At 53.7% G+C, this 18676-nt stretch carries 20 protein-coding genes and 1 tRNA gene; 10 read left to right on the top strand and 11 right to left on the bottom strand.

Annotated elements, in window-relative coordinates; genetic code table 11:
• Positions 1 to 13: 13 nt before the first annotated feature.
• On the bottom strand, positions 14 to 562 hold the full coding sequence (rfbC, locus tag HS100_10920) for a dTDP-4-dehydrorhamnose 3,5-epimerase (protein ID MBE7434420.1): 549 nt from the start codon (positions 560 to 562) through the stop codon (positions 14 to 16).
• Between the two features lie 144 nt (positions 563 to 706).
• Here rfbC and tpx point away from each other — a divergent pair, with 144 nt between their 5' ends.
• The 4 genes from tpx (at position 707) to HS100_10900 (ending at position 3713) form a co-directional block, all read left to right on the top strand.
• Positions 707 to 1231: a thiol peroxidase gene (gene tpx / locus HS100_10915; protein MBE7434419.1), complete on the top strand. Its 525-nt coding sequence runs from the start codon at positions 707 to 709 to the stop codon at positions 1229 to 1231.
• Positions 1232 to 1344: 113 nt separating this feature from the next.
• Positions 1345 to 2691, top strand: coding sequence for an FAD-dependent oxidoreductase (locus HS100_10910; GenBank protein MBE7434418.1), 1347 nt, complete (start codon positions 1345 to 1347; stop codon positions 2689 to 2691).
• A 3-nt stretch (positions 2692 to 2694) separates the two neighbouring features.
• Entirely contained in the window at positions 2695 to 3396 is a 702-nt protein-coding gene (locus tag HS100_10905; protein MBE7434417.1) for an AzlC family ABC transporter permease, read from the top strand.
• On the top strand, positions 3393 to 3713 hold the full coding sequence (locus HS100_10900) for an AzlD domain-containing protein (protein MBE7434416.1): 321 nt from the start codon (positions 3393 to 3395) through the stop codon (positions 3711 to 3713). The genes HS100_10905 and HS100_10900 overlap by 4 nt, the downstream gene beginning before the upstream one ends.
• Here HS100_10900 and HS100_10895 read toward each other — a convergent pair.
• Positions 3708 to 4610, bottom strand: a complete 903-nt coding sequence (locus HS100_10895; GenBank protein ID MBE7434415.1) for a diguanylate cyclase — start codon at positions 4608 to 4610, stop codon at positions 3708 to 3710. The genes HS100_10900 and HS100_10895 overlap by 6 nt on opposite strands.
• A 139-nt stretch (positions 4611 to 4749) precedes the next feature.
• Here HS100_10895 and HS100_10890 point away from each other — a divergent pair.
• Positions 4750 to 4821 (top strand) — tRNA-Met (locus tag HS100_10890).
• Positions 4822 to 4896: 75 nt separating this feature from the next.
• Here HS100_10890 and HS100_10885 read toward each other — a convergent pair.
• Entirely contained in the window at positions 4897 to 6249 is a 1353-nt protein-coding gene (locus tag HS100_10885; GenBank protein MBE7434414.1) for a glycerate kinase, read from the bottom strand.
• A gap of 9 nt (positions 6250 to 6258) precedes the next feature.
• On the opposite strand from HS100_10885, the gene HS100_10880 reads away from it, so the two are divergent.
• Entirely contained in the window at positions 6259 to 7233 is a 975-nt protein-coding gene (locus tag HS100_10880) for a D-glycerate dehydrogenase (protein MBE7434413.1), read from the top strand.
• Between the two features lie 99 nt (positions 7234 to 7332).
• Here the strand turns inward: HS100_10880 and HS100_10875 are convergent, their stop codons facing one another.
• Positions 7333 to 8226 (bottom strand): helix-turn-helix transcriptional regulator, encoded by an 894-nt coding sequence (locus HS100_10875; protein ID MBE7434412.1) that lies wholly within the window; start codon positions 8224 to 8226, stop codon positions 7333 to 7335.
• Positions 8227 to 8493: 267 nt separating this feature from the next.
• On the opposite strand from HS100_10875, the gene HS100_10870 reads away from it, so the two are divergent.
• Together HS100_10870 and HS100_10865 are read left to right on the top strand one after the other, a co-directional pair.
• Positions 8494 to 9177 (top strand): M48 family metallopeptidase, encoded by a 684-nt coding sequence (locus tag HS100_10870; GenBank protein MBE7434411.1) that lies wholly within the window; start codon positions 8494 to 8496, stop codon positions 9175 to 9177.
• A gap of 38 nt (positions 9178 to 9215) precedes the next feature.
• Entirely contained in the window at positions 9216 to 9641 is a 426-nt protein-coding gene (locus tag HS100_10865; GenBank protein MBE7434410.1) for a hypothetical protein, read from the top strand.
• Between the two features lie 41 nt (positions 9642 to 9682).
• Here HS100_10865 and HS100_10860 read toward each other — a convergent pair whose 3' ends face one another.
• From HS100_10860 to HS100_10840, 5 genes are all read right to left on the bottom strand, one after another.
• Positions 9683 to 10531: an SMP-30/gluconolactonase/LRE family protein gene (locus tag HS100_10860; GenBank protein MBE7434409.1), complete on the bottom strand. Its 849-nt coding sequence runs from the start codon at positions 10529 to 10531 to the stop codon at positions 9683 to 9685.
• The gene (locus tag HS100_10855) at positions 10531 to 11457 is read right to left on the bottom strand and encodes a magnesium transporter CorA family protein (GenBank protein MBE7434408.1); all 927 of its coding nucleotides are present in this window, start codon (positions 11455 to 11457) and stop codon (positions 10531 to 10533) included. The genes HS100_10860 and HS100_10855 overlap by 1 nt, the downstream gene beginning before the upstream one ends.
• Positions 11458 to 11660: 203 nt before the next feature.
• Positions 11661 to 12470 carry a methyltransferase domain-containing protein gene (locus HS100_10850; GenBank protein ID MBE7434407.1) on the bottom strand — a complete coding sequence of 270 codons (810 nt, stop codon included), beginning with the start codon at positions 12468 to 12470 and terminating at the stop codon, positions 11661 to 11663.
• Positions 12471 to 12473: 3 nt separating this feature from the next.
• Positions 12474 to 13007: an NUDIX hydrolase gene (locus tag HS100_10845; GenBank protein MBE7434406.1), complete on the bottom strand. Its 534-nt coding sequence runs from the start codon at positions 13005 to 13007 to the stop codon at positions 12474 to 12476.
• Between the two features lie 2 nt (positions 13008 to 13009).
• Complete coding sequence (locus HS100_10840; GenBank protein MBE7434405.1) at positions 13010 to 13915, bottom strand: R2-like ligand-binding oxidase; 906 nt, start codon at positions 13913 to 13915, stop codon at positions 13010 to 13012.
• A gap of 74 nt (positions 13916 to 13989) precedes the next feature.
• On the opposite strand from HS100_10840, the gene HS100_10835 reads away from it, so the two are divergent.
• Positions 13990 to 14844: a class I SAM-dependent methyltransferase gene (locus HS100_10835; GenBank protein ID MBE7434404.1), complete on the top strand. Its 855-nt coding sequence runs from the start codon at positions 13990 to 13992 to the stop codon at positions 14842 to 14844.
• Between the two features lie 64 nt (positions 14845 to 14908).
• Positions 14909 to 16168 (top strand): glycosyltransferase family 1 protein, encoded by a 1260-nt coding sequence (locus HS100_10830; GenBank protein MBE7434403.1) that lies wholly within the window; start codon positions 14909 to 14911, stop codon positions 16166 to 16168.
• A gap of 20 nt (positions 16169 to 16188) precedes the next feature.
• Here the strand turns inward: HS100_10830 and HS100_10825 are convergent, their stop codons facing one another.
• Both HS100_10825 and HS100_10820 read right to left on the bottom strand, forming a co-directional pair.
• A complete protein-coding gene (locus HS100_10825; GenBank protein ID MBE7434402.1) occupies positions 16189 to 17364 on the bottom strand; it encodes an MFS transporter in 1176 nt (391 codons plus the stop codon).
• 43 nt (positions 17365 to 17407) lie between these two features.
• Positions 17408 to 18673, bottom strand: a complete 1266-nt coding sequence (locus tag HS100_10820) for an FAD-dependent oxidoreductase (protein MBE7434401.1) — start codon at positions 18671 to 18673, stop codon at positions 17408 to 17410.
• Between the last annotated feature and the right edge of the window lie 3 nt (positions 18674 to 18676).

Raw genomic sequence — 18676 nt, 5'->3', positions numbered from 1 at the left:
AACCGTTTTCTTTCTAATCGAAGATCTCAGCGTTAGTCAAAGGTTTTGCATCCAAGTCCTTTTGAGAGAGGATGGGTGCAGAAGAGCCGTCAAGGGGCCATTCGATCCCCAAACCGGGGTCGTTCCACTGAATACTGCGCTCCCATTGCGGCGCATAATAATCCGTGACCTTGTAGATCACATCGGCGAAATCGCTCAACACATAAAAGCCGTGCGCAAAACCTTCAGGGACCCAGAATTGGCGTCGATTGCTGGCTGAGAGGATTATACCAACCGACTGCTTGAAGGTCGGCGAACTACGCCGGATATCCACCGCCACATCGAAGATCTCCCCGGCGATCACTCGCACCAATTTCCCCTGTGCATTGCGGATCTGGTAATGAAGTCCGCGCAATACTCCCTTTTGCGAACGCGAGTGATTTTCCTGCACAAATTTATCGGGTATGCCGGCCGTCGCAAATCGGTCGTCCCGGTAGGTTTCCATAAGGAAGCCGCGCGGGTCTTCGTACACTTTGGGTTCGATGATCAAGATCTCTGGGATTGTGGTCGGAATGAATTCCATTTGAGCGGGAACTCCATTGTCAAAGTCTTCAAACAGGTTCCCATTATATCTGCAATCGATCCGACGGCAGGCGGTAGCCGTAAGGGCTGTACGCGCGGGATCGTCTGATAAAATTGAAATAAACTCTTCGGGAGAAAAAATTACATGACCACAGTTCGGAAAGATGTTTTTAAACTGGGCGATAATTTCGCCACTTTACTCGGAGACGAAGTCGAGGTCGGGCAGGCTGCGCCGGAATTTACCAGTGTCCTACCCGGATGGGCAACCGTGAACCCGCTTCAGGAATCCAAGGGAAAGGTGATCATCCTTTCTGCAGTCCCTTCGCTGGATACGGATACCTGCGACCGCGAAACCCGCCGTTTCAACGTGGAAGCCGCCAAACTGAGCGATGATATCGTCATCTACACCATCAGCACGGATTTCCCCATGGCGCAGAAGCGCTGGTGCGGAGCCGCAGGCGTGGACAAGGTGAAGGTCGTCTCGGATGTGATCGATGCGGAGTTCGGGATCAAATACGGAATCCTCATCAAGGAGCGGCGTTACCTGCGCCGTTCGGTCTTCATTGTGGGGCGGGATGGCAAGCTGACCTATGTCAATTACCTGCCCACTCTGGGTACCGAGCCGGATTATGATGAGGTGATCGCGGCGGCGAAGAAAGCTCTCGGTTAGGAAATGCCTGGGCGATGGAATCAAGCCCAAGCTGGCACCGAGCCGCATTGAAGTGTCGACGAAAGAAGCGAAAGCCGTCCCAACTACCGGGGCGGCTTTTTAAAACATGAATCATGAACGATAAATCCGTCATCATCATTGGCGCAGGCATGGCAGGACTTGCCGCCGCGCACGAATTGAAAAAAGCCGGTTGGGCTGCAACCGTTCTGGAGGCGCGCTCACGAGTTGGCGGGCGCGTGCATACAGTGCGGGAATTTTCCAACGGGCTTCACGCGGAAGGCGGCGGGGAATACATCAACGAAAGCCAGCATCGTATGATCTCGCTTGCCAAAGAGTTCGATCTGCAACTCGGCAGGGTTGGCACCTGGCAAAACCAAAGCGGAGATTGGGCGGTTCTGGAAGGCAGGGCGGGACGATTGGGGGATGCTTCACTTTGGGGTGTAAACCTGGAGAAGGAGAATAGGCGCGTATGGGTTGCATTGGCTGAACTTGGCAAACAAGTCTCAGATCCATCCAACCCCATAACGGCGCCAAATGCGAAAGAACTCGACGGGCAAGATGCCGGGAGTTGGATTCAAAGCCTAAAGGTTCACCCCCTGGCAAAGGTATTGTTCGAGAACCACATCCGTTCAGAATATACATGCGAGCCCGGGGATTTTTCACTTTTGGACCTGGCGCGCAACGCCTCGTTGTACTACAGCGATCCGGACGCCGAGGACCCGGCGTATCGCATCATCGGCGGCAACGATCAACTTCCGCAGGCGATTGCGAAGCGCCTGCCCGATGTGCGCTTGAACGCCGTCGTGACATCGATCAAAATAAAAGCGGAGGAAGTCCTTGTTACATACAAGCACATCGACTCTTACTACACCGTCCGCGCCCCGTATGCAATTCTCGCAACGCCTCTCACCACCGCGCGGATGATCGATTTCGAAGGGACATTACCCTCCGCCCATCAAGCCATGGTTCACGGGCTTTCTTACGGCTCGGTGACCAAGGTAATGATCGAATATCGAAAACGCTTCTGGCTTGACCACGGCTGGAACGGACGCCTCAATACGGACCTGCCGATTGTCTTCACCTGGGATGCCACCAGCCATCTCGAGGGAGAACACGGCATCCTTACCGCTTACACTGGCGGGGATCCTGGCGCGCAGTTAACACGCTTATCGGATGCCGAACGCATCCAAACCGCCGTCTCTGCCATCGAAAGAAATTTTCCGGGTTCTTCAGATCTTATCGAGAAGGCACAAACCATTGCCTGGGGAAACGAAGCCTTCACGTTGGGGTCTTATATGGCGTATGCCCCCAACGAAATGACCGCTCACTGGCAAACGCTTTTTTTCCCTGCCGGCCGTTTGTATTTTGCCGGGGAGCACGCCACCATTTATCAGGGTTTTATGGAAGGCGCCGTGGAGAGCGGTCATCGCGCGGCAAAACACATTATCGATAAAGGATAGGAAATGAGCGAAGCGAGGAGAAATTTCATCGAAGGTCTGCGCGCCGAATTGCCGATTTTGATCGGCGTATTTCCGTTTGGGATGATCTACGGAGCGCTGGCTGTCAATTCGGGGCTCTCCACCACGGCCGCTCAAATGATGTCGTCCATTGTTTTTGCCGGGTCGGCGCAGTTTGTCACCGCCCAGTTGGTGAGCGAAGGCGCGCCAGCCTTTGTCATGATCCTTACCATCGCAGTTGTGAACTTGCGCCACATGTTGTACAGCGCATCCCTCGCGCCTTACCTTAAAGACTTATCGTTGAAATGGAAGGTGCTCCTCTCCTACCTGCTCACAGATGAGGCGTACGCCCCATCCATCCTGTATTACGAAAAGGAGGGGCTGGCAAAATATAAATATTGGTTCCTGTTCGGGGCGGGTATTTCCCTCTGGTTGAACTGGCAGATCAGCACAGCCATCGGCGTATTCCTGGGCGCATCGATCCCTGACGATCTCTCGCTCGATTTTGCCCTGCCATTGACGTTCATCGCCATGATCGTTCCGGTAATGAAAAAACAGCCGGTGATCGCTGCGGCAGTGAGCGCCGGCCTGACAGCCCTGCTGGCATATTCCCTCCCCTATAAATTGGGGCTGATCCTTGCGGCGCTCGTCGGCATCCTGGTGGGTATGCTTCTTGAACAGCGGGAATCCGCGAAGGAGAAGCAGTGAAGGATATTTGGTTCGTCATGTTCGCCGGAGGGCTGATCACCTTCGGCATGCGCTTCTCGCTGATCTACCTGTTCGGAAAATTCGATATTCCCGATACCATGCGCCGCGCGCTCCACTACGTCCCGCCTGCGATTTTTTCCGCCATCATCATCCCCGAACTTCTTCTATCCAACGATACGCTCGATCTTTCGTTTGCCAACACACGCTTGCTGGCAGGCGTCCTTGCCATCGTCACTGCGTGGTATTCGCGCAACACCCTGATAACCATTCTCGTCGGAATGGCGGCACTATTCCTGCTGCAATGGCTGGGATTATAGAAAAACCAGATAGACTTGATTCCCCCCGGCCTCCTTGGCGCGCGTCACTGCGCGTCTCGCCTCCTGGATGATCGGTTCGATCTCGGTGTTCGTTGTGATTCGCATGATGGATGCGACTCCTGCGCTGATCCTGACATTCAGCGGCGGTTCATTCGGGACCTCGACCCTGGTGCCGCGCACTCCGGCAATGATCCTCTCCGATATCCTTTCCGCATCCGCGCCGATGACGCCCGGAAGCGCAATCAGGAACTCATCCCCCGTCCACCGCCCAACACAATCATAGGGCCGGCTTTTCTCACGGATCGTATTAGCAACCGCCTTGAGCACTTCATCCCCGGTCTCTGCCCCGAAGTTGTCGTTGAAGTCCTTGAAATTGTCGATATCCATCGCGATCAGACTCAGCGGCTGTGAAATGCGGCGTGAGCGTTCCAACTCGCCAGCGGACTGACGCAGGAAAGCCGCGCGGTTCATCACACCTGTCAGCGAGTCGTACGCCGCCTGAGATTCCAACTGCTCCCGCGCTGTGAGCAGGCTGGAGGTCAGGGAAATGATCCGCTCCGCGATGGTGACGCGGTTCTTCAATTCCGCTTTTTGAAAGGGACGGCGCAAGGTATCGTCCACGCCGGGCGCGGGAGATGCTTCGGTATCACGGGATGTGATCAAAAGAATATAGATCGGATCGAGGGACTGTGCATCGCGCACGCGCCGGATCAACTGCGTTTCGCCCGCGTCGGTGGTGTCTTCGTCAACGATCATGAAACGCATCCCGCCAGCCTGAACCGCGCTCCATGCCTGCCCGCTCGAAGCGGCATGATATATCGAATTTCGTTTCTCATCCAATGCCTGTTGGATGATGCCTAGTTCCCTGGGATCTGTTTCCAGCACGAGAATGTTCATGACTGTGCCCTTTTTTTCCATTATAGCAGGAGGTTCTCTTCGAACAACAGGAATTCGATGTATGATAAATTTTCACCTTCCATGTCATCGCGTTGACAATTCCACACCCCCGTAGTAATATTTGCCCCGCTTTGACCACGCCGAGGTAGCTCAGTGGCAGAGCAGGGGACTCATAAGCCCTTGGTCGGGAGTTCAAATCTCCCCCTCGGCACTACATCGGTGATCAGTGAATAGTAATCAGTGATCCAGAAAAGACCTGCCGCATGGCGGGTTTTTCGTTTTATTGCTAAAACCCAAAGAGAAGCATCAGGTCGTTGACATTCGTCCCGGTTGGACCTGGTTTGAGCAAATCTCCCAATCGATCAAAGAATGAATACGAGTCATTATTTCCCCAAATAGATTCGACATCCATGCCAATTTTCCTTGCGCGTTCAAACGTCTCTCCCGTCGCCACCGCCCCAGCCGCGTCGGTGGGACCGTCTTCGCCGTCAGTGGCGAGGCTGACGAGCATGACGTTTTCCAAACCGTTCATTTCGATTGCAGCAGCGAGGGCAAGTTCCTGGTTGCGTCCGCCTTTGCCGTCTCCGCGCAGGGTGACGGTGGTTTCGCCGCCTGCGATGAGACAGAAGGGACGTTCGTAATTGAGTTCGAAATACCCGCACAGTTCCCTGGCAACCCCGCGCGCTTCGCCCTGCCAGGTATCGCCGAGAAAATTCGCATGAAAACCGAGAGACTCCGCCATTTCCAAACCGGCTTGTGCTGCGAGGGAATTACTGCCAATCAAAACATTCTGTACCCGTTCGAATAATGGGTCATTGGGTTTTGAGGTTTCAGGCGAATCTTCCAAAACCTTCAAGATCGTGGCGGGAATTTTTTCTAGCAAATCATATTTCTTCAAAATATTGAACGCATCTTCTTTCGTGGTGGGGTCTGGCGCAGTGGGACCGGATGCTATCGCTTCGAGCGGATTAGCTACAACGTCTGAAAGAATTAAGCTGGCAATTCGCGCTCCGTTTGCTGACTTGGCTATTCCACCGCCTTTCACACGGTCGAGATGACGGCGCAGGGTGTTGATCTCATCCACGCGCGCGCCGCAAGCGAGCAATAATTTCGTCAACGTTTGCAGGTCCGCAAGTTGCAATCCGGATTGTGGAGAAGTCATCAATGCCGAGCCGCCGCCGGAGATAAGGCAGATGAGCAGATCCCGTTCGGTGAGCGAGGAAACAAGATCGAGAGCTTTATCGCCTGCCAGAACACTCGCTTCAGTCGGAACCGGATGCCCGCCCGGGCAGACTTCGAATCCGCTGGCAGGGAAATCAAAGGTTCGTTTTGGAATGAGCAGGCCGCGGCTGGAGCGAGGCGGGAGCAAGTCCAACAACGTGCGCGACATGGCTTCGGTCGCTTTCCCCAGGCCAAGCACGGTCATCCGGTCAAATTCATCCAATAGATAGATTCGATCTTCGATGTACAGGAGATTTTTTTCGCGTTTTACAAAACGTCGGATGGCATTTCCCGGCTCGACGGCTTCGATGCAGGCGTTCATGATCTGGACGACATCCCCTCCGCGCGGATGATTCTGCAAAGTGGCTGAATAAAAATTTTTCACGGGAATCGAATGTAATAGTATGATACCGCACATGGAGATCCGATGACCAAACCCAGAGTGTTTATCACGCGCATCATACGGGACGCAGGCTTGAATCTCATCCGCGAATTTTGCCACGCCGATATCTGGTCCGGCGACATGCCGCCCCCGCGTGAGATCATGCTCGAGCGAGTGCGCGGCGTGGACGGTTTGCTCTGCCTGCTCACCGACTTTGTGGACGGCGAATTATTGGACGCGGCGGGACCGCAGTTGAAAGTGGTCAGCAACCACGCGGTGGGATTCGATAATATCCTCGTGGCGGATGCGACAGCGCGCGGAATCCCCGTGGGAAATACGCCGGGCATTTTGACGGATGCCACAGCCGACATCGCTTTCGCGCTGCTGCTTGCGGCGGCAAGACGTTTACCCGAAGCCGAACGATACTTGAGAAACGGGAAATGGAAGACCTGGGAACCGTCTGCGCTGTTGGGAGCGGACCTCGCCGGGAAAACGCTGGGGCTTGTCGGTTTTGGGCGCATCGGGCAGGCTGTGGCGAAACGCGCCGTCGGTTTTGACCTGCGCGTGATTTATCACGACCCGACCGCCCTGCCGGGATTCGGCGCGATAAAAATGAACAGCCTTAACGAGTTGTTACACGAAGCGGATTTTGTATCAGTGCATACGCCTTTGAATGAGTCCACGCGGCATCTGGTGAATACGGATTTTCTCTCACGGATGAAGCCGAATGCCGTCTTCGTCAACACGTCGCGCGGACCTGTGGTAGACCAAGCTGCTTTGTTTGAAGCTTTGAAATCCCGCCAGATCTTTTCCGCCGCGCTGGATGTGACCGACCCGGAACCCCTTCCGTTGGATTCTCCCCTGCTTACTCTGGATAATTGTTTGATCGTCCCGCATATCGGCAGCGCCAGTGAAAGGACTCGCGATGATATGTCGCGCCTCGCGGCGGAAAACCTGGTCGCGGGAGTAAAGGGCGAAAAACTGCCGCATTGCGTGAACCCGGAAGTATACGGACGATAGACATCTTACGAAGGAGGATGGATGGTTTGGTTAACCATGTTTATTTGAAGGTTTAAACCAAGACCCGCCTTTTTACCGGCAGGCGGGTCTTCGTTCTCATCAACGTTTTCGCATATCCGGGAAGGGTGCGAGTTTCATATAGCCCTGCCCGACTTTATCGAGAATCGTATCAATGCGCTTTGCGGTCATGCGCGTCAACGGTAAAAGCTGCTGGAGGTACAGGTCACCGTAGGGGGTCAGCGCCAACAGGGACTCAACCGCCACAAGACTGTGAATGCTGTCCTCCTTGACATCCTTTTCAAAGGGAATGTAATAATCGTCCTTGTCTTCGTAAACCATCTTGCGCCAGCAGGGTTCAAAGGAAGGGTAGCGTTTGTTGTCGAGAAATTCGTTCAACAGGCTCGCAAAGTACGGCTTGGAGCGCACGCGCAGTGTCCGCCGGCGGAAGTAGCGGGCATTGATCAGAGTGAATTTTTCCCATTCTGCATCGCCCACCAGGCTGCGGAAGTTCGAATCGGCGTGGAACACATACCGCATCTGGTTGAATCCCTCAAGGCTGTCGCCCGCGGTTTGTAGCAGGGACGGAGGCGCATCGTAATACTCCAGCAAACAACGATTGACCAGAAGAATGTCGCAGAACGAATCCGTCACGAGAGCGGGCAGGGTCAGCCGACCGATATGTTCCCCGATCTCGGTAATGAATGCAACGGGGTCGAAGCTCAATTTTGCGTGATCCTTCTCCCTGCGCAGCACCGCATCGTGACCGACCCCGCTCGCGGCGAATAGGAATTCCTGCCGTTCCAAAGTCGTCAACCGAAAGGCATCGGCAAGTTTGATAATAAGGTTGTCCTTCAGCAGGTCACGCCGCGCCCCACGCTCGATGTTGCTGATGGCAGCCGGGTCCACACCCGATTTTTCCGCCAGCTCCACCTGCGTCCAACGCATATCTTCCCTCAATGAAGCCACGAGTACCCCAAACTCAAATCGGTCCATCCTCTCTCTCCTGGGAACTATAATAATTATTAAAGTATATTTTTATCGATTTTACAGGAAAATACAAGGATTTTATATTGTCTTTTCATGAATTAGACGGATAATAAACGTATTCTTGTATTTACTTGACGTTGCAGCCGAGAGCCCTTAGCGCTAAGGGGAACAGCCTCGGAAATCATGAATGGGACAGTCTCAAGACTGTCCCAAAGGGGTTTTTTCATCCGCTATGAACAGCGGATTTTTTATTTCGCTGGGTATAATCTCATCATGCCATACGAGTCCGCCGCAGTTCAGATCGACACCTTCATCCGCGCCAAACGCCGCACCATTGCGCTCATCGTCGAACGGGACGGAAGTCTCACCGTCCGCGCGCCGAAGCGGGCAACCCTGCGAGACATCCACAATTTCATCGAAGAAAAGAAGGACTGGATCCTGCGCTCGCGCGAAAAACTTAAAGCCATCGACGAAATCCCCAAAAAGAATTTTGCGGATGGCGAGCGCTTTCCTTTTCTCGGCCAGGATTACGAACTGCGCCTCGTCCCGCCTCAGCGGCCTGCCCTGAAATTCGGCAGTGGTTTCACGCTGGCAGCTTCTGCGCGCCTGCGCGGCGAACAGGCATTCATCAAATGGTACAAGTCCCAGGCACTGACGATCTTTACCGAGCGGGTCAATCATTTTTCTGCCTTGCATGGATTCTTCCCGCGGCGGGTCAGGGTCAATTCGGCAAAGACTCGCTGGGGATCGTGCGTCGCAGACGGGACGATCAACTTCACCTGGCGGCTGGTCATGGCTCCGCCCGAGGTGATCGATTATGTCGTACTGCATGAACTGGCGCATTTGAAAATCAAAAATCATTCCCCGCGATTTTGGAAATTGGTAGAATCGCTCTGCCCCGATTTCAAACGTCTCCGCAAGTGGCTGAGAGAAAATGGGGAGAAATTAAATTTGTAGAGGCGGGGCGACCCCGCCTCTTCTTTTGGAGAACAACCATGCTTCCCGAAACATTGATCGAAGTCCGCGACCACACCGGACCGGATTACAAACCCCTCATCGATTTCCAAACCTGGCGGGTGGCGTTGATGAATTACACCGATGACCTGACCCCCGACAAGATCAACCGGATGCAAAAGCACACGGAAACCGACGAGGTCTTCGTGCTGATGGCGGGACGCTGCATATTATTCATCGGCGAAGGGGAAGACTCAGTGACGAAAGTCCATGCCGTGGATATGGAGCCGTACAAACTCTACAACGTCAAACGCGGAGTTTGGCATTCGCATACCTTCAGTAGGGATGCGCGGGTGTTGGTTGTGGAGAACCGCGATACGGTGGATGCAAATTCGCCGTTTGTGGGGTTGACGGAGGGTCAGTGTAAAGAGGTGGTGAAGCTAACAGAACTATTGTGGAAACGATGAAAGAGGAAAGAAGAAAGAGGGTTGATCTTCTTTCCTCTTCTTTACCCAAATTCAAAGGTCGGCATCCCCTCGACTTTCGTCTCCACCCTGAACAGCCCACCGGAGAGCGGGTATTTTTGTAAATCGGCTTCGCTCATATTCTTTCTAGCAGATGTGATATATAACTCATTACGATCCCTCCCCCCGAAAACGCATGAGGAAGTATGCAAAGCTGGCACTTGAATCTGCTCGAGCAATTGACCTGTGTTCGGGTTCCAGCGCGAAACCGCCGCCCCACCCCAGAGGGCGATCCATAAATTGCCTTCGGTGTCGGAGGTCATGCCATCGGGCCAGCCCAGGGATTCGGGCACGCGAATCGCCGTGCGTGGATTGGATATTTCGCCTGAAGTTAAATCGTAGTCAAAGGCCTTGACTTGCCGGGTGGGTGTATCGATGTAATAAAACTTCTTGTAGTCCAGACTCCATGCCATGCCATTGGATATGGTTACATCGTGAAGCAATGTGCGCGCGCCCGTGCCGTCGAAGGAATAGACCGAGCCGGTCGGGTCCTTTTCGTTCATGTCCATCGTCCCGGCGATGAAACGACCTCCTGGATCGCATTTGCCGTCGTTGAGCCGGTTGGTGGCAGGTTCGTTCAAAGCGAAGAGAAGAGTCTGCCGGGAGGTAACGGGGTCGAAGTCCACAAAAGAGGCGCGCTTTCCCAAGATCAAATGCCCATTCGTGCATGGGGCAAGACATCCGATGAAGTCATCCAGTTCTGCGAGCACCACTATCCCGGCATAGATTTTTTTCTGAATGATGTCGACCCAATATAAAGTCTGGGTCTTATCATTCCAGGCGGGACCTTCGCCCAGCGTAGCTTTGCCGTCAAACACCAACTCGACGTTCATTAGAACCAATTCCTCCTGTAGAAGATATAGGTTGCAAATGCGGTCAACCCCAAAGACAGCCCAATGACCGTAAGAAATGCCAGCGGATGACCCTCGCCCGGCAGTGCCACGTTCATCCCGTAAAATGATGCGATAATGGTCGGCACATTCAAGACGATGGTCAGCGCGGCAAGCGCTTTCATGACCACGTTCAGGTTGTTCGAGATGATCGATGCAAATGCATCCATCATGCTGGAGAGGATTTCCGTGTTGATGCTGGTCATTTGTATGGCTTGCTGGTTTTCGGTCAGCACATCTTCGAGCAGGTCCTGGTCCTCCTCGTAATAGTTGAAGAGCTGCGTCTTTTGCACGCGCTCCATCATCACCTCGTTCGAGCGGAGCGCGGTCGCGAAGTAGGTCAGACTCTTTTGATACTTGAGCAGTTCGAGCAATTCGCGGTTCTGCGTGGATTTTTGCAGGCGGTCTTCCACGGCTTCGGTGGCGCGGTTGATCTCGCGCAGCAGGTTCAAATAACGCGCCGCCGTTTCAAGGAAGATATACAACGTGAGGCGGTAGCGTTTACCGGTTTTCATGAAGCGGTGTTTGCCGTTGGTCAGCGGCTTGAAAATATCGCTGTCGTAGCGGCAGACCGAAATGATCTTGTTGCCCAGGATCATGATGCCCAACGGCACGGTGTTATAAGGAATATCGCTATCCGGCTGATGAATGGGAATGCGAAGCAGGATGAAGGTGTAATCTTCATCGCGTTCCATGCGCGGCATTTCATCCTGGTCGAGGGAATAATTGATAAAGTCCATCTCCATCCCCCAATTGACGAGCTTCTCCATTTCTTCGGGCGTCGGGTCGACCACGTTGACCCATGCGCCGTTCGCAATGGTATCGAGCGTTTCCAGCCCGCCCTCGGTGGTTTTGTAGATGTTCAGCATGGCTGCCTCCTTGCGTGGGATAGTCACGCAAGGGCGCGCCGCGCACCTACGTGACGGGTTTTACAAATTTAAACACGTGCCATCCGCTTCTACTTGGCGGATTACTATCGGAAGAACCTAAATCGCTCTCGTCGGTGTGATACATGATTCCTGCTTTTAAGCCGCGCCCATTTTACGCCCGTTGATGGAATTGCACAACCGTTTCAGGAAATGAATTTTGGCTTGTGCGCATGGATGACGAACACGCGATGCGGAATTTGCAACATGAGACCTGCCCCCGCTTCCTTCGTGACCTGCGCCTCCTCCAACCCTTCAAGCAGACCTTTAAATTCCAAGTCGAATCGCCCCACTTCTTCGTCCGACAAGCTCGCCCCCACCCCAGAGCTCGCGCGGATCCGTCCACGCCACGCATCGGCCGTGTACGGCACATTCAGATCAAATGAGAAAGATTGGATTTTTTCAAACCCCGCTTCACCCAGATCGCGAAACCAATCGGGATATATCCCGTTCCTGTTCCCAAACCGGTCGTACCAGGTTGGGTTGAATTTCTGAATCAGCTTTTCGGTCATGTCCACCACATTGCCGTCGAGTGGAAGCCAGTCGAAGTGCGCGATCAAGGCCCTGCCATTCGGCTTGAGCAGGCGCTTCACCTCCCGCGCCGTTTGCGGGCGGTCGAACCAGTGCCAGCATTGCCCGGCGGAGACAACATCGAACGACCCTGCGGGTAAGCCCGTCTCTTCGGCCTTGCTCCAGCGAAACTCCACATCTAAGCCTTGTCGAATGCTCAGATCCTTTGCCTGTTCGAGCAGTTGTGCCGCAATATCCACGCCAATGACCTTGCAGCCGCGGGATGCAAATCCGCGGGCGAGGGTGCCGGTACCCGTTCCGAGGTCCAATAATGAAACGCCGGGTGTGACAATCCCTTCGCTGAAAACGCGATCGAAAAATTCATCGGGGAACCCCGCGCGATATTTGGTGTAATCGTGCGCCGTTAATCCAAAGTTATATGCCATGCTTCAAATCCGTTTCAAATGCATCAGCGCCCGAAACAAAACCGCCACATTCAAAGCATGCCGTAACCTTCCCTGTTGCACCATTTCGATCATCTCATCCAATGGAACAAGAGCCACTTCGATCTCTTCGGATTCATCCAAATGCTGCTCACCCACCCATTCAACATCTGTGGCGAGATAGCAATACAAGGTGTTCTGTTGGATCGCCGGGTTGGGGTAGATTCTGCCAACCTCCACGACGGTTCCCCCGCCATATCCCGTTTCCTCCAACAATTCGCGCCTCACCCCCTCCAGCGGATCTTCACCAGCATCCACGACACCGCCGGGAAGTTCCAGAGAGATCTCCTGCACGCCGTGGCGATATTGGCGCACTAAAACGACTTCGTTCTTTTTGGTTATTGCAACCACATTTGCCCATGCATCGAATTCCAATACAAATGCCTTATATGGTTTACCGCTCGGGAGTTCGCATGTATCCATGCGGAACTTCGGGAAGGGATGGCGCGATTCAAGAATTTTCCAGGGGGTAAGGGACACGGCTATGAATCCTCGGTTTCTCTCGCAACTTTATTGATCTCATCCAGGCTTGCCCCGCGCGCTTTTTCGAGCCTTTCAAAGCGTTTGCTGAACTGGCTCATGGCGTAATTGACAAAGTCCTCTTCCACCAAGCCAAAAGGCACCACGTCATACCGCGCAAAGGCATCGCCGATCACGCCGATGGCAGAGGGCAGAAGCATGTTCATTTGCATTTGCAGATTGTCCCACTCGTCCGGGTGTTCCGCCATCAGGCGCGAGAGCAGGTACACTCCGTAGGCAATATGGCGGGACTCATCCTGTTTCAAGAGCGAGATTCCCTTTCGAAGACCAGGGAGAAGGTCATTGCGCTCCAACATGGTAAAGAAGGCTTGGTAGCCTGTTTCTGCAAGCACGCCTTCGACGATCATGTTATAGGTAACCGAAGCTCGAATTTGGCTGGCAGGTGACGGGTCGGTGCGAAGCGCGTTGAGCGCCTCCGGCAGTGAAATGTAGAAAAGCTGGCGATAGTTGTCGCCGTGAAAGCGGGTCAAGTCTGACCCCTCCCCTAAAGGAGAGGGGAACGCGACCTCATCCATGAAGCGGCGGAAGAAATCGGTATGTTTGGCTTCTTCAAAGAGGAAGGTGGTGAGATACATTTCCTCTTCGATGCGCCCTTCTTCGGCAATGGCTTGAATCAGCGGAAGCAGATCGAGCGTGACTGCCTCTTCGCCTGCCACGAACATGGAAAGCAGCAACAGGCACAGGTCTTTTTCTTCCTCGGAGAAACCCGCCCAATCCTGTTTATCTTTCGTCAAGTCAATATCGGATGGATTCCAAATGCCGAGTTTCTTCGCCTTCTCGTACAGACGCATCGGCGGCAGATCGCGATTCAGCCCACGTGTGATGGTGGCAAATGCAGTGTGAGGCATAAGTTCTCCTTGTAGTGCAGTCTACAGACCTATACAACAGAATTATACCCAAGCAGCTACGTTATAATTTTTATATGCCAACCACCACCGATTCCGTCCGCACGTATTACGATGAGAATACCAAACTCTTCCTGAATTTCAGCGGTCATAAACAAGCCCGGAACATCCACCGCTCGTTATGGATGCCTGAGACCAAGTCTCTCGAAGACGCGCTTAACACCTCGAATGCACTTATCTTGAAAGAGATCGAATCGGTTGCGCCCGAAAACGCCCACATTGCAGACCTTGGCTGCGGTGTGGGCGCGAGTCTGTTTTACATCCACCCGCGCCTGCATAGCCCCGCCCCCGCCCTAGGATTGACCCTCAGCCCTGTGCAAGCCCGATTGGCGCAAGATTCTGCAAAACAACTCGGTTTGCAGAATAAAATCCATTTTGCCGAAGGTGATTTCACATCGGTCCCGCTTCCCAGCGAATCGCTTAATGTTGTCTATTCTGTAGAAGCGGTTTGTCATGCCATCAAGCCGGAAAACTATTTCAAAGAAGCGAGTCGACTGCTTTGCAAAGGCGGCAAGCTTATTCTCGTGGATGATTATCAGGCGGCGCGCTCGTTCAGCTCAAACGAACAAAAATGGTTCGACGCTTTCATAAATGGCTGGTACGTCCCCGGTGTGCGCACGGTTGAGCAAAGCAAACAATTCGCGCAAGCCCATCAGCTTCTGCTCATCAAAAACGATGAACTGACACCCTATCTCCGTCTGCGCAATCTGCCCAACGTCATCGCCAGTGCATTGCACTTCCTCGGTGAAAAACTTCCGATCAAACATGTCATCGTGCCATCCATGCTGGGGAGCATGGCATTGCAGCAGTGTTTGCATATGAAAGTGGTGGAGTATCGGATGTTAGTTTTTGAAAAAATCAACCACAGATGAACACAGATAAACGCAGATTTTTCTCAACATATCCTTTTCATCTGTGTGTATCTGTGGTGAATTGATGCCCAAAACCATCACCCTTCTCACCAGTGGCACGCGTGGAGATGTCATCCCTTACATCGCGCTTGGCAAAGGTTTACAAAATGCGGGTTACAACGTCCGCATTTCAGCGCCGCGCGGGTTTGCGCCCCTCATTCAGAGCCATCACGTTCCTTTCGCGCCATTCGACGGCAACCCCACAGACCTGATGATCGAGCAGGGCGACTTTACACCCTTCACGCTCGGCACCGATCCCATTCGTTCGTTTCAATCCACGCGCACCTTTTTGCAAAAAGCCCGCCCGCTTTATCGTCACATGCTGCATACTGCCGCCCAAGCCTGCCGCGGCTCAGACCTGCTCATTCACGGCTTGCCCACCATCTGGGGCGCGCATATCGCCGAAGGCTTGGGCAATCCTGCCGTCCGCGCAAACTTGCAGCCGCTCACCCCCACCCGCGAATTTCCATCCGCGCTGTTGCCTTTTCGTTTTTCTCTCTCAGGGATCGGGAACTGGCTCTCGCATTGGGCAGTGACTCAAGCCACCTGGCTTTCGTGGCGCTCTGAGATCAACCACGCGCGTCACGCGGACTTTGGGCTGGGTCTCGCCCATTGGCTTGACCCTTCCCTCCAAGCGGACTCACACCAACCGCTCACCCTCAACGCCTTCAGTGAACATGTCGTGCCGCGTCCAAAAGATTGGAATAAGAAACAAATCATCACGGGGTACTGGAGATCGAAAGAAGAAACGAGTGAAGGGGTTGACGAGTTCGAAAGTGTGCAAAGATTTATCGACTCAGCAAAGAATCTCATCGCAATAGGATTCGGCAGCCCCGGCACGCAGGGATATTTGCCCATGCTCGAGGAAGCCTTGCATATCGCCAACGCCCAAGCCGTGTTGACTCTCCCAACCAAATGGCACGGCGAGATCAAATCCAAGAACATCTTTCCCATCGAATACGTCCCGCATGGATGGCTGTATCCACGCGTGAAAGCCGCCGTCCATCACGGCGGCGCAGGGACCACTTCCGCCAGCCTTCATGCAGGCATTCCAACCATTGCCCTGCCCCTCGCCATCGACCAGTTCTTCTGGGGCGAGCGGGTTCAAAAATTAGGTGTTGGCATGTCCATTCCACAGAGAAAACTCAACGCAGAAAATCTAGCGCAAGCGATTACCGAAGCATTAAACAACAAGGCTATGAACGCGAAGGCAAAAGAAATCAGCGAGGCGTTGAGCAAAGAAGATGGGGTTATGACAGCAGTGAAAGCAATCCAAAATATCTGACAGCGGACGACCGACAGCGATCAGCGGTCAGCGGTCAGCCGTCTATCGTCCATCGTCGCAATCCCCAAAGCGACCAGCGCAAACAAACTCCCCAGCCAATACGGCGCGGAGATGTCGATGATATCGAACGAAATCCCCGCAATGGTCGGACCAAAAATATTCGTTAACGCCAGCAGGGTTTGATTGCCGCCCATCAACCGTCCCTGCTCACTATCCGAGACGCGCAATGAGACCAACGCAGTGAGAGATGGGATGCTGATACCCGTTCCAAGCGCAACTACAGCCACAGCAGGGAAGATCATCCACGACTGACGAGCAAACGCCATGCCCGCCAAGCCAATCACCATAAATGCGAGTCCCGCCGGGATGAGTCTGCGTTCACCGAAACGTGCTTGCAATTTGGCATATAAAATTCCCTGCACGATCACGCCGCACAAACCGACATACAAATAGAAATAGCTATTCTGGGCGGGCGTCCAACCAAAGCGAGCGTGGGAAAAAAGCGGAAAGTTGGTCTGCAAGCCGGCAAAGGCGAGGTTGAGCAGGAAGAGCACGATCAGAAAACGTTGAATGTTCTTCTGTCGAAAAACACTCGTGAATTGACTAGCCCACGAAAAAGCTTGAGAAAGCGGCTTGGTCTCGCGGCGTTCGGGGGATAAGGACTCGGGGAGGAAAAAGAATCCGAAAACAGTATTGGCAAAGGCTAAGAAAGAAGCGACGAGCGCCGGGACGCTGAGTCCGTATCCGCTGAGTAAACCGCCAAGGATGGGTCCCGCCATGATGCCCAATCCAAAAGCGAGTTGAGAGTGGTTAATTCCTTTAGCGCGATTTTCGGCGTTGGTCGAATCTGCGACATAAGCGTGAGCCAAAGTCAGGTTCGAGCCGGTCAGTCCATCCAGAAAGACCGCAAGGAAAATGACGATGAGCGAGTTCGCCAAGCCCAGTAAAAGATAGGACGTGCCCGTGCCGAAGAGACAGAGCAGCAGAATGGGTTTGCGCCCATAACGGTCGGAGAGCGCGCCAAGGATTGGACCCGAGACGAGCTGAATCGCCGAGTACATCGACATCAAACCGCCCGCGATGGCAGCGCTGCCGTCCTGCGCCCGCACGAAAAACGGCAGCAACGGCAGCATAATGCCATAGCCGAGCATGTCGACAAAGACCGAAACGAGGATGATGAAAAAAGAGGGAGGCAAGGGGGTAAGCAGTAATTGGAGAGTAAAAGGTAAATTTCGATGACTAAAATCGTTCCAGGTGAAATGGGTTCAGATCGAATGATGGTTGTTTGCCATTGAGCAACTCGGCAATGACCTGCCCTGTGCCGGGTCCAAGTGACAACCCAAGCATGGCATGACCGGTCGCAAGGAAAAGATTTTCATGCCTTGGTGATCTGCCGATAATCGGCACGCCATCCGGCGTTGTTGGGCGAAGCCCCGCCCAGGTCTCTTTGATATCCAGTTTTTCATCCAGCCGAATATATTCGCGGGCAAAATTTTCCAGCCGTTGAATCCAAAGCGGATTTGGCGTTGTGCTGAATTCACCTACTTCGAGCCGGCCTGTAACCCGCAGAAGATTCCCGAGCGGCGAAACCGCCACGCGGCGATCTCCCAAAATCAACGCCTGGCGTGGCATGTTTTGAATAGCAGACGCGGTGAGACTATACCCTCGCGCGGGTTGGACGGGGATATTGAGCCGCAGATCGCGCGCAACGATGGGCGACCACGCTCCCGCCGCCAGGATGACCTGCTCCGCCTCAAACTCATCGACGCTTGTTTTTACAACCCGAACTTTCCCCCCCGCTGATTCAAACCCCGTGACAGGTGTGTTCTCAAACACTTCCGCCCCCATCGCGCGGATGCGTTCACCCAGCAGCTGTAAAAATACCGCAGGGTTGAGGTGCGAATCGCCCGTGAAATGTACACCGCCGAGGACATCCTCGCGCGCGGCAGGTTCAATATCGGCAATTTGATCCTTTTCATGCACGCTTACAGGGATACCATGCTTGTGCATGAAATCCGCCTCGTGTTTGCCCTCATCGAAGGCGCGTTGATTTTTATATAAATTCAGAAACCCGGTGCTTTGATAATGGCAATCGAATTTTTCTTCAACGACGATTTTGGCAAAATTCTCCGCGCTCAACTGCCCAAGGGTCTTCAACGGCTCCAGCGCGCGCTGGACGTTGGCTTCATTGCACGCCGATGCAAATTGGATCAGCCACGAAATATATTTCAGGTCAAGGCGTATCTTCAATCCAAAAGGACTGTGAGCCGGGTCGAGCATCCACTTGAGGGCGGAGGTCACCACACCCGGCGCTGCCAGCGGAATGATATGGCTCGGCACGATATGCCCGGCATTTCCCGATCCGCTGCCTTTGCCGATCTCTTTGGCGTCGAGCAGGGTGACTTGCCTTCCAGATTTCAAAAGGTAATACGCGCAGCTTAAGCCTATGGGTCCCCCGCCGATGATGAGTACATCATGCTTTAACTTATCTGATTTTATGTTCATTTT

Source organism: Anaerolineales bacterium (assembly GCA_015075725.1).
Lineage (GTDB): Bacteria > Chloroflexota > Anaerolineae > Anaerolineales > Villigracilaceae > Villigracilis.
Note: the sequence above shows the minus strand (reverse complement) of the source record. Positions and strands in the feature narration are given on the sequence as shown.

Coding starts and splice junctions, on each gene's coding strand:
- rfbC (MBE7434420.1), bottom strand. CDS start 562: ATGGAATTCATTCCGACCACAATCCCAGAGATCTTGATCATCGAACCC.
- tpx (MBE7434419.1), top strand. CDS start 707: ATGACCACAGTTCGGAAAGATGTTTTTAAACTGGGCGATAATTTCGCC.
- HS100_10910 (MBE7434418.1), top strand. CDS start 1,345: ATGAACGATAAATCCGTCATCATCATTGGCGCAGGCATGGCAGGACTT.
- HS100_10905 (MBE7434417.1), top strand. CDS start 2,695: ATGAGCGAAGCGAGGAGAAATTTCATCGAAGGTCTGCGCGCCGAATTG.
- HS100_10895 (MBE7434415.1), bottom strand. CDS start 4,610: ATGAACATTCTCGTGCTGGAAACAGATCCCAGGGAACTAGGCATCATC.
- HS100_10885 (MBE7434414.1), bottom strand. CDS start 6,249: ATGTGCGGTATCATACTATTACATTCGATTCCCGTGAAAAATTTTTAT.
- HS100_10880 (MBE7434413.1), top strand. CDS start 6,259: ATGACCAAACCCAGAGTGTTTATCACGCGCATCATACGGGACGCAGGC.
- HS100_10875 (MBE7434412.1), bottom strand. CDS start 8,226: ATGGACCGATTTGAGTTTGGGGTACTCGTGGCTTCATTGAGGGAAGAT.
- HS100_10870 (MBE7434411.1), top strand. CDS start 8,494: ATGCCATACGAGTCCGCCGCAGTTCAGATCGACACCTTCATCCGCGCC.
- HS100_10865 (MBE7434410.1), top strand. CDS start 9,216: ATGCTTCCCGAAACATTGATCGAAGTCCGCGACCACACCGGACCGGAT.
- HS100_10860 (MBE7434409.1), bottom strand. CDS start 10,531: ATGAACGTCGAGTTGGTGTTTGACGGCAAAGCTACGCTGGGCGAAGGT.
- HS100_10855 (MBE7434408.1), bottom strand. CDS start 11,457: ATGCTGAACATCTACAAAACCACCGAGGGCGGGCTGGAAACGCTCGAT.
- HS100_10850 (MBE7434407.1), bottom strand. CDS start 12,470: ATGGCATATAACTTTGGATTAACGGCGCACGATTACACCAAATATCGC.
- HS100_10840 (MBE7434405.1), bottom strand. CDS start 13,915: ATGCCTCACACTGCATTTGCCACCATCACACGTGGGCTGAATCGCGAT.
- HS100_10835 (MBE7434404.1), top strand. CDS start 13,990: ATGCCAACCACCACCGATTCCGTCCGCACGTATTACGATGAGAATACC.
- HS100_10830 (MBE7434403.1), top strand. CDS start 14,909: ATGCCCAAAACCATCACCCTTCTCACCAGTGGCACGCGTGGAGATGTC.
- HS100_10820 (MBE7434401.1), bottom strand. CDS start 18,673: ATGAACATAAAATCAGATAAGTTAAAGCATGATGTACTCATCATCGGC.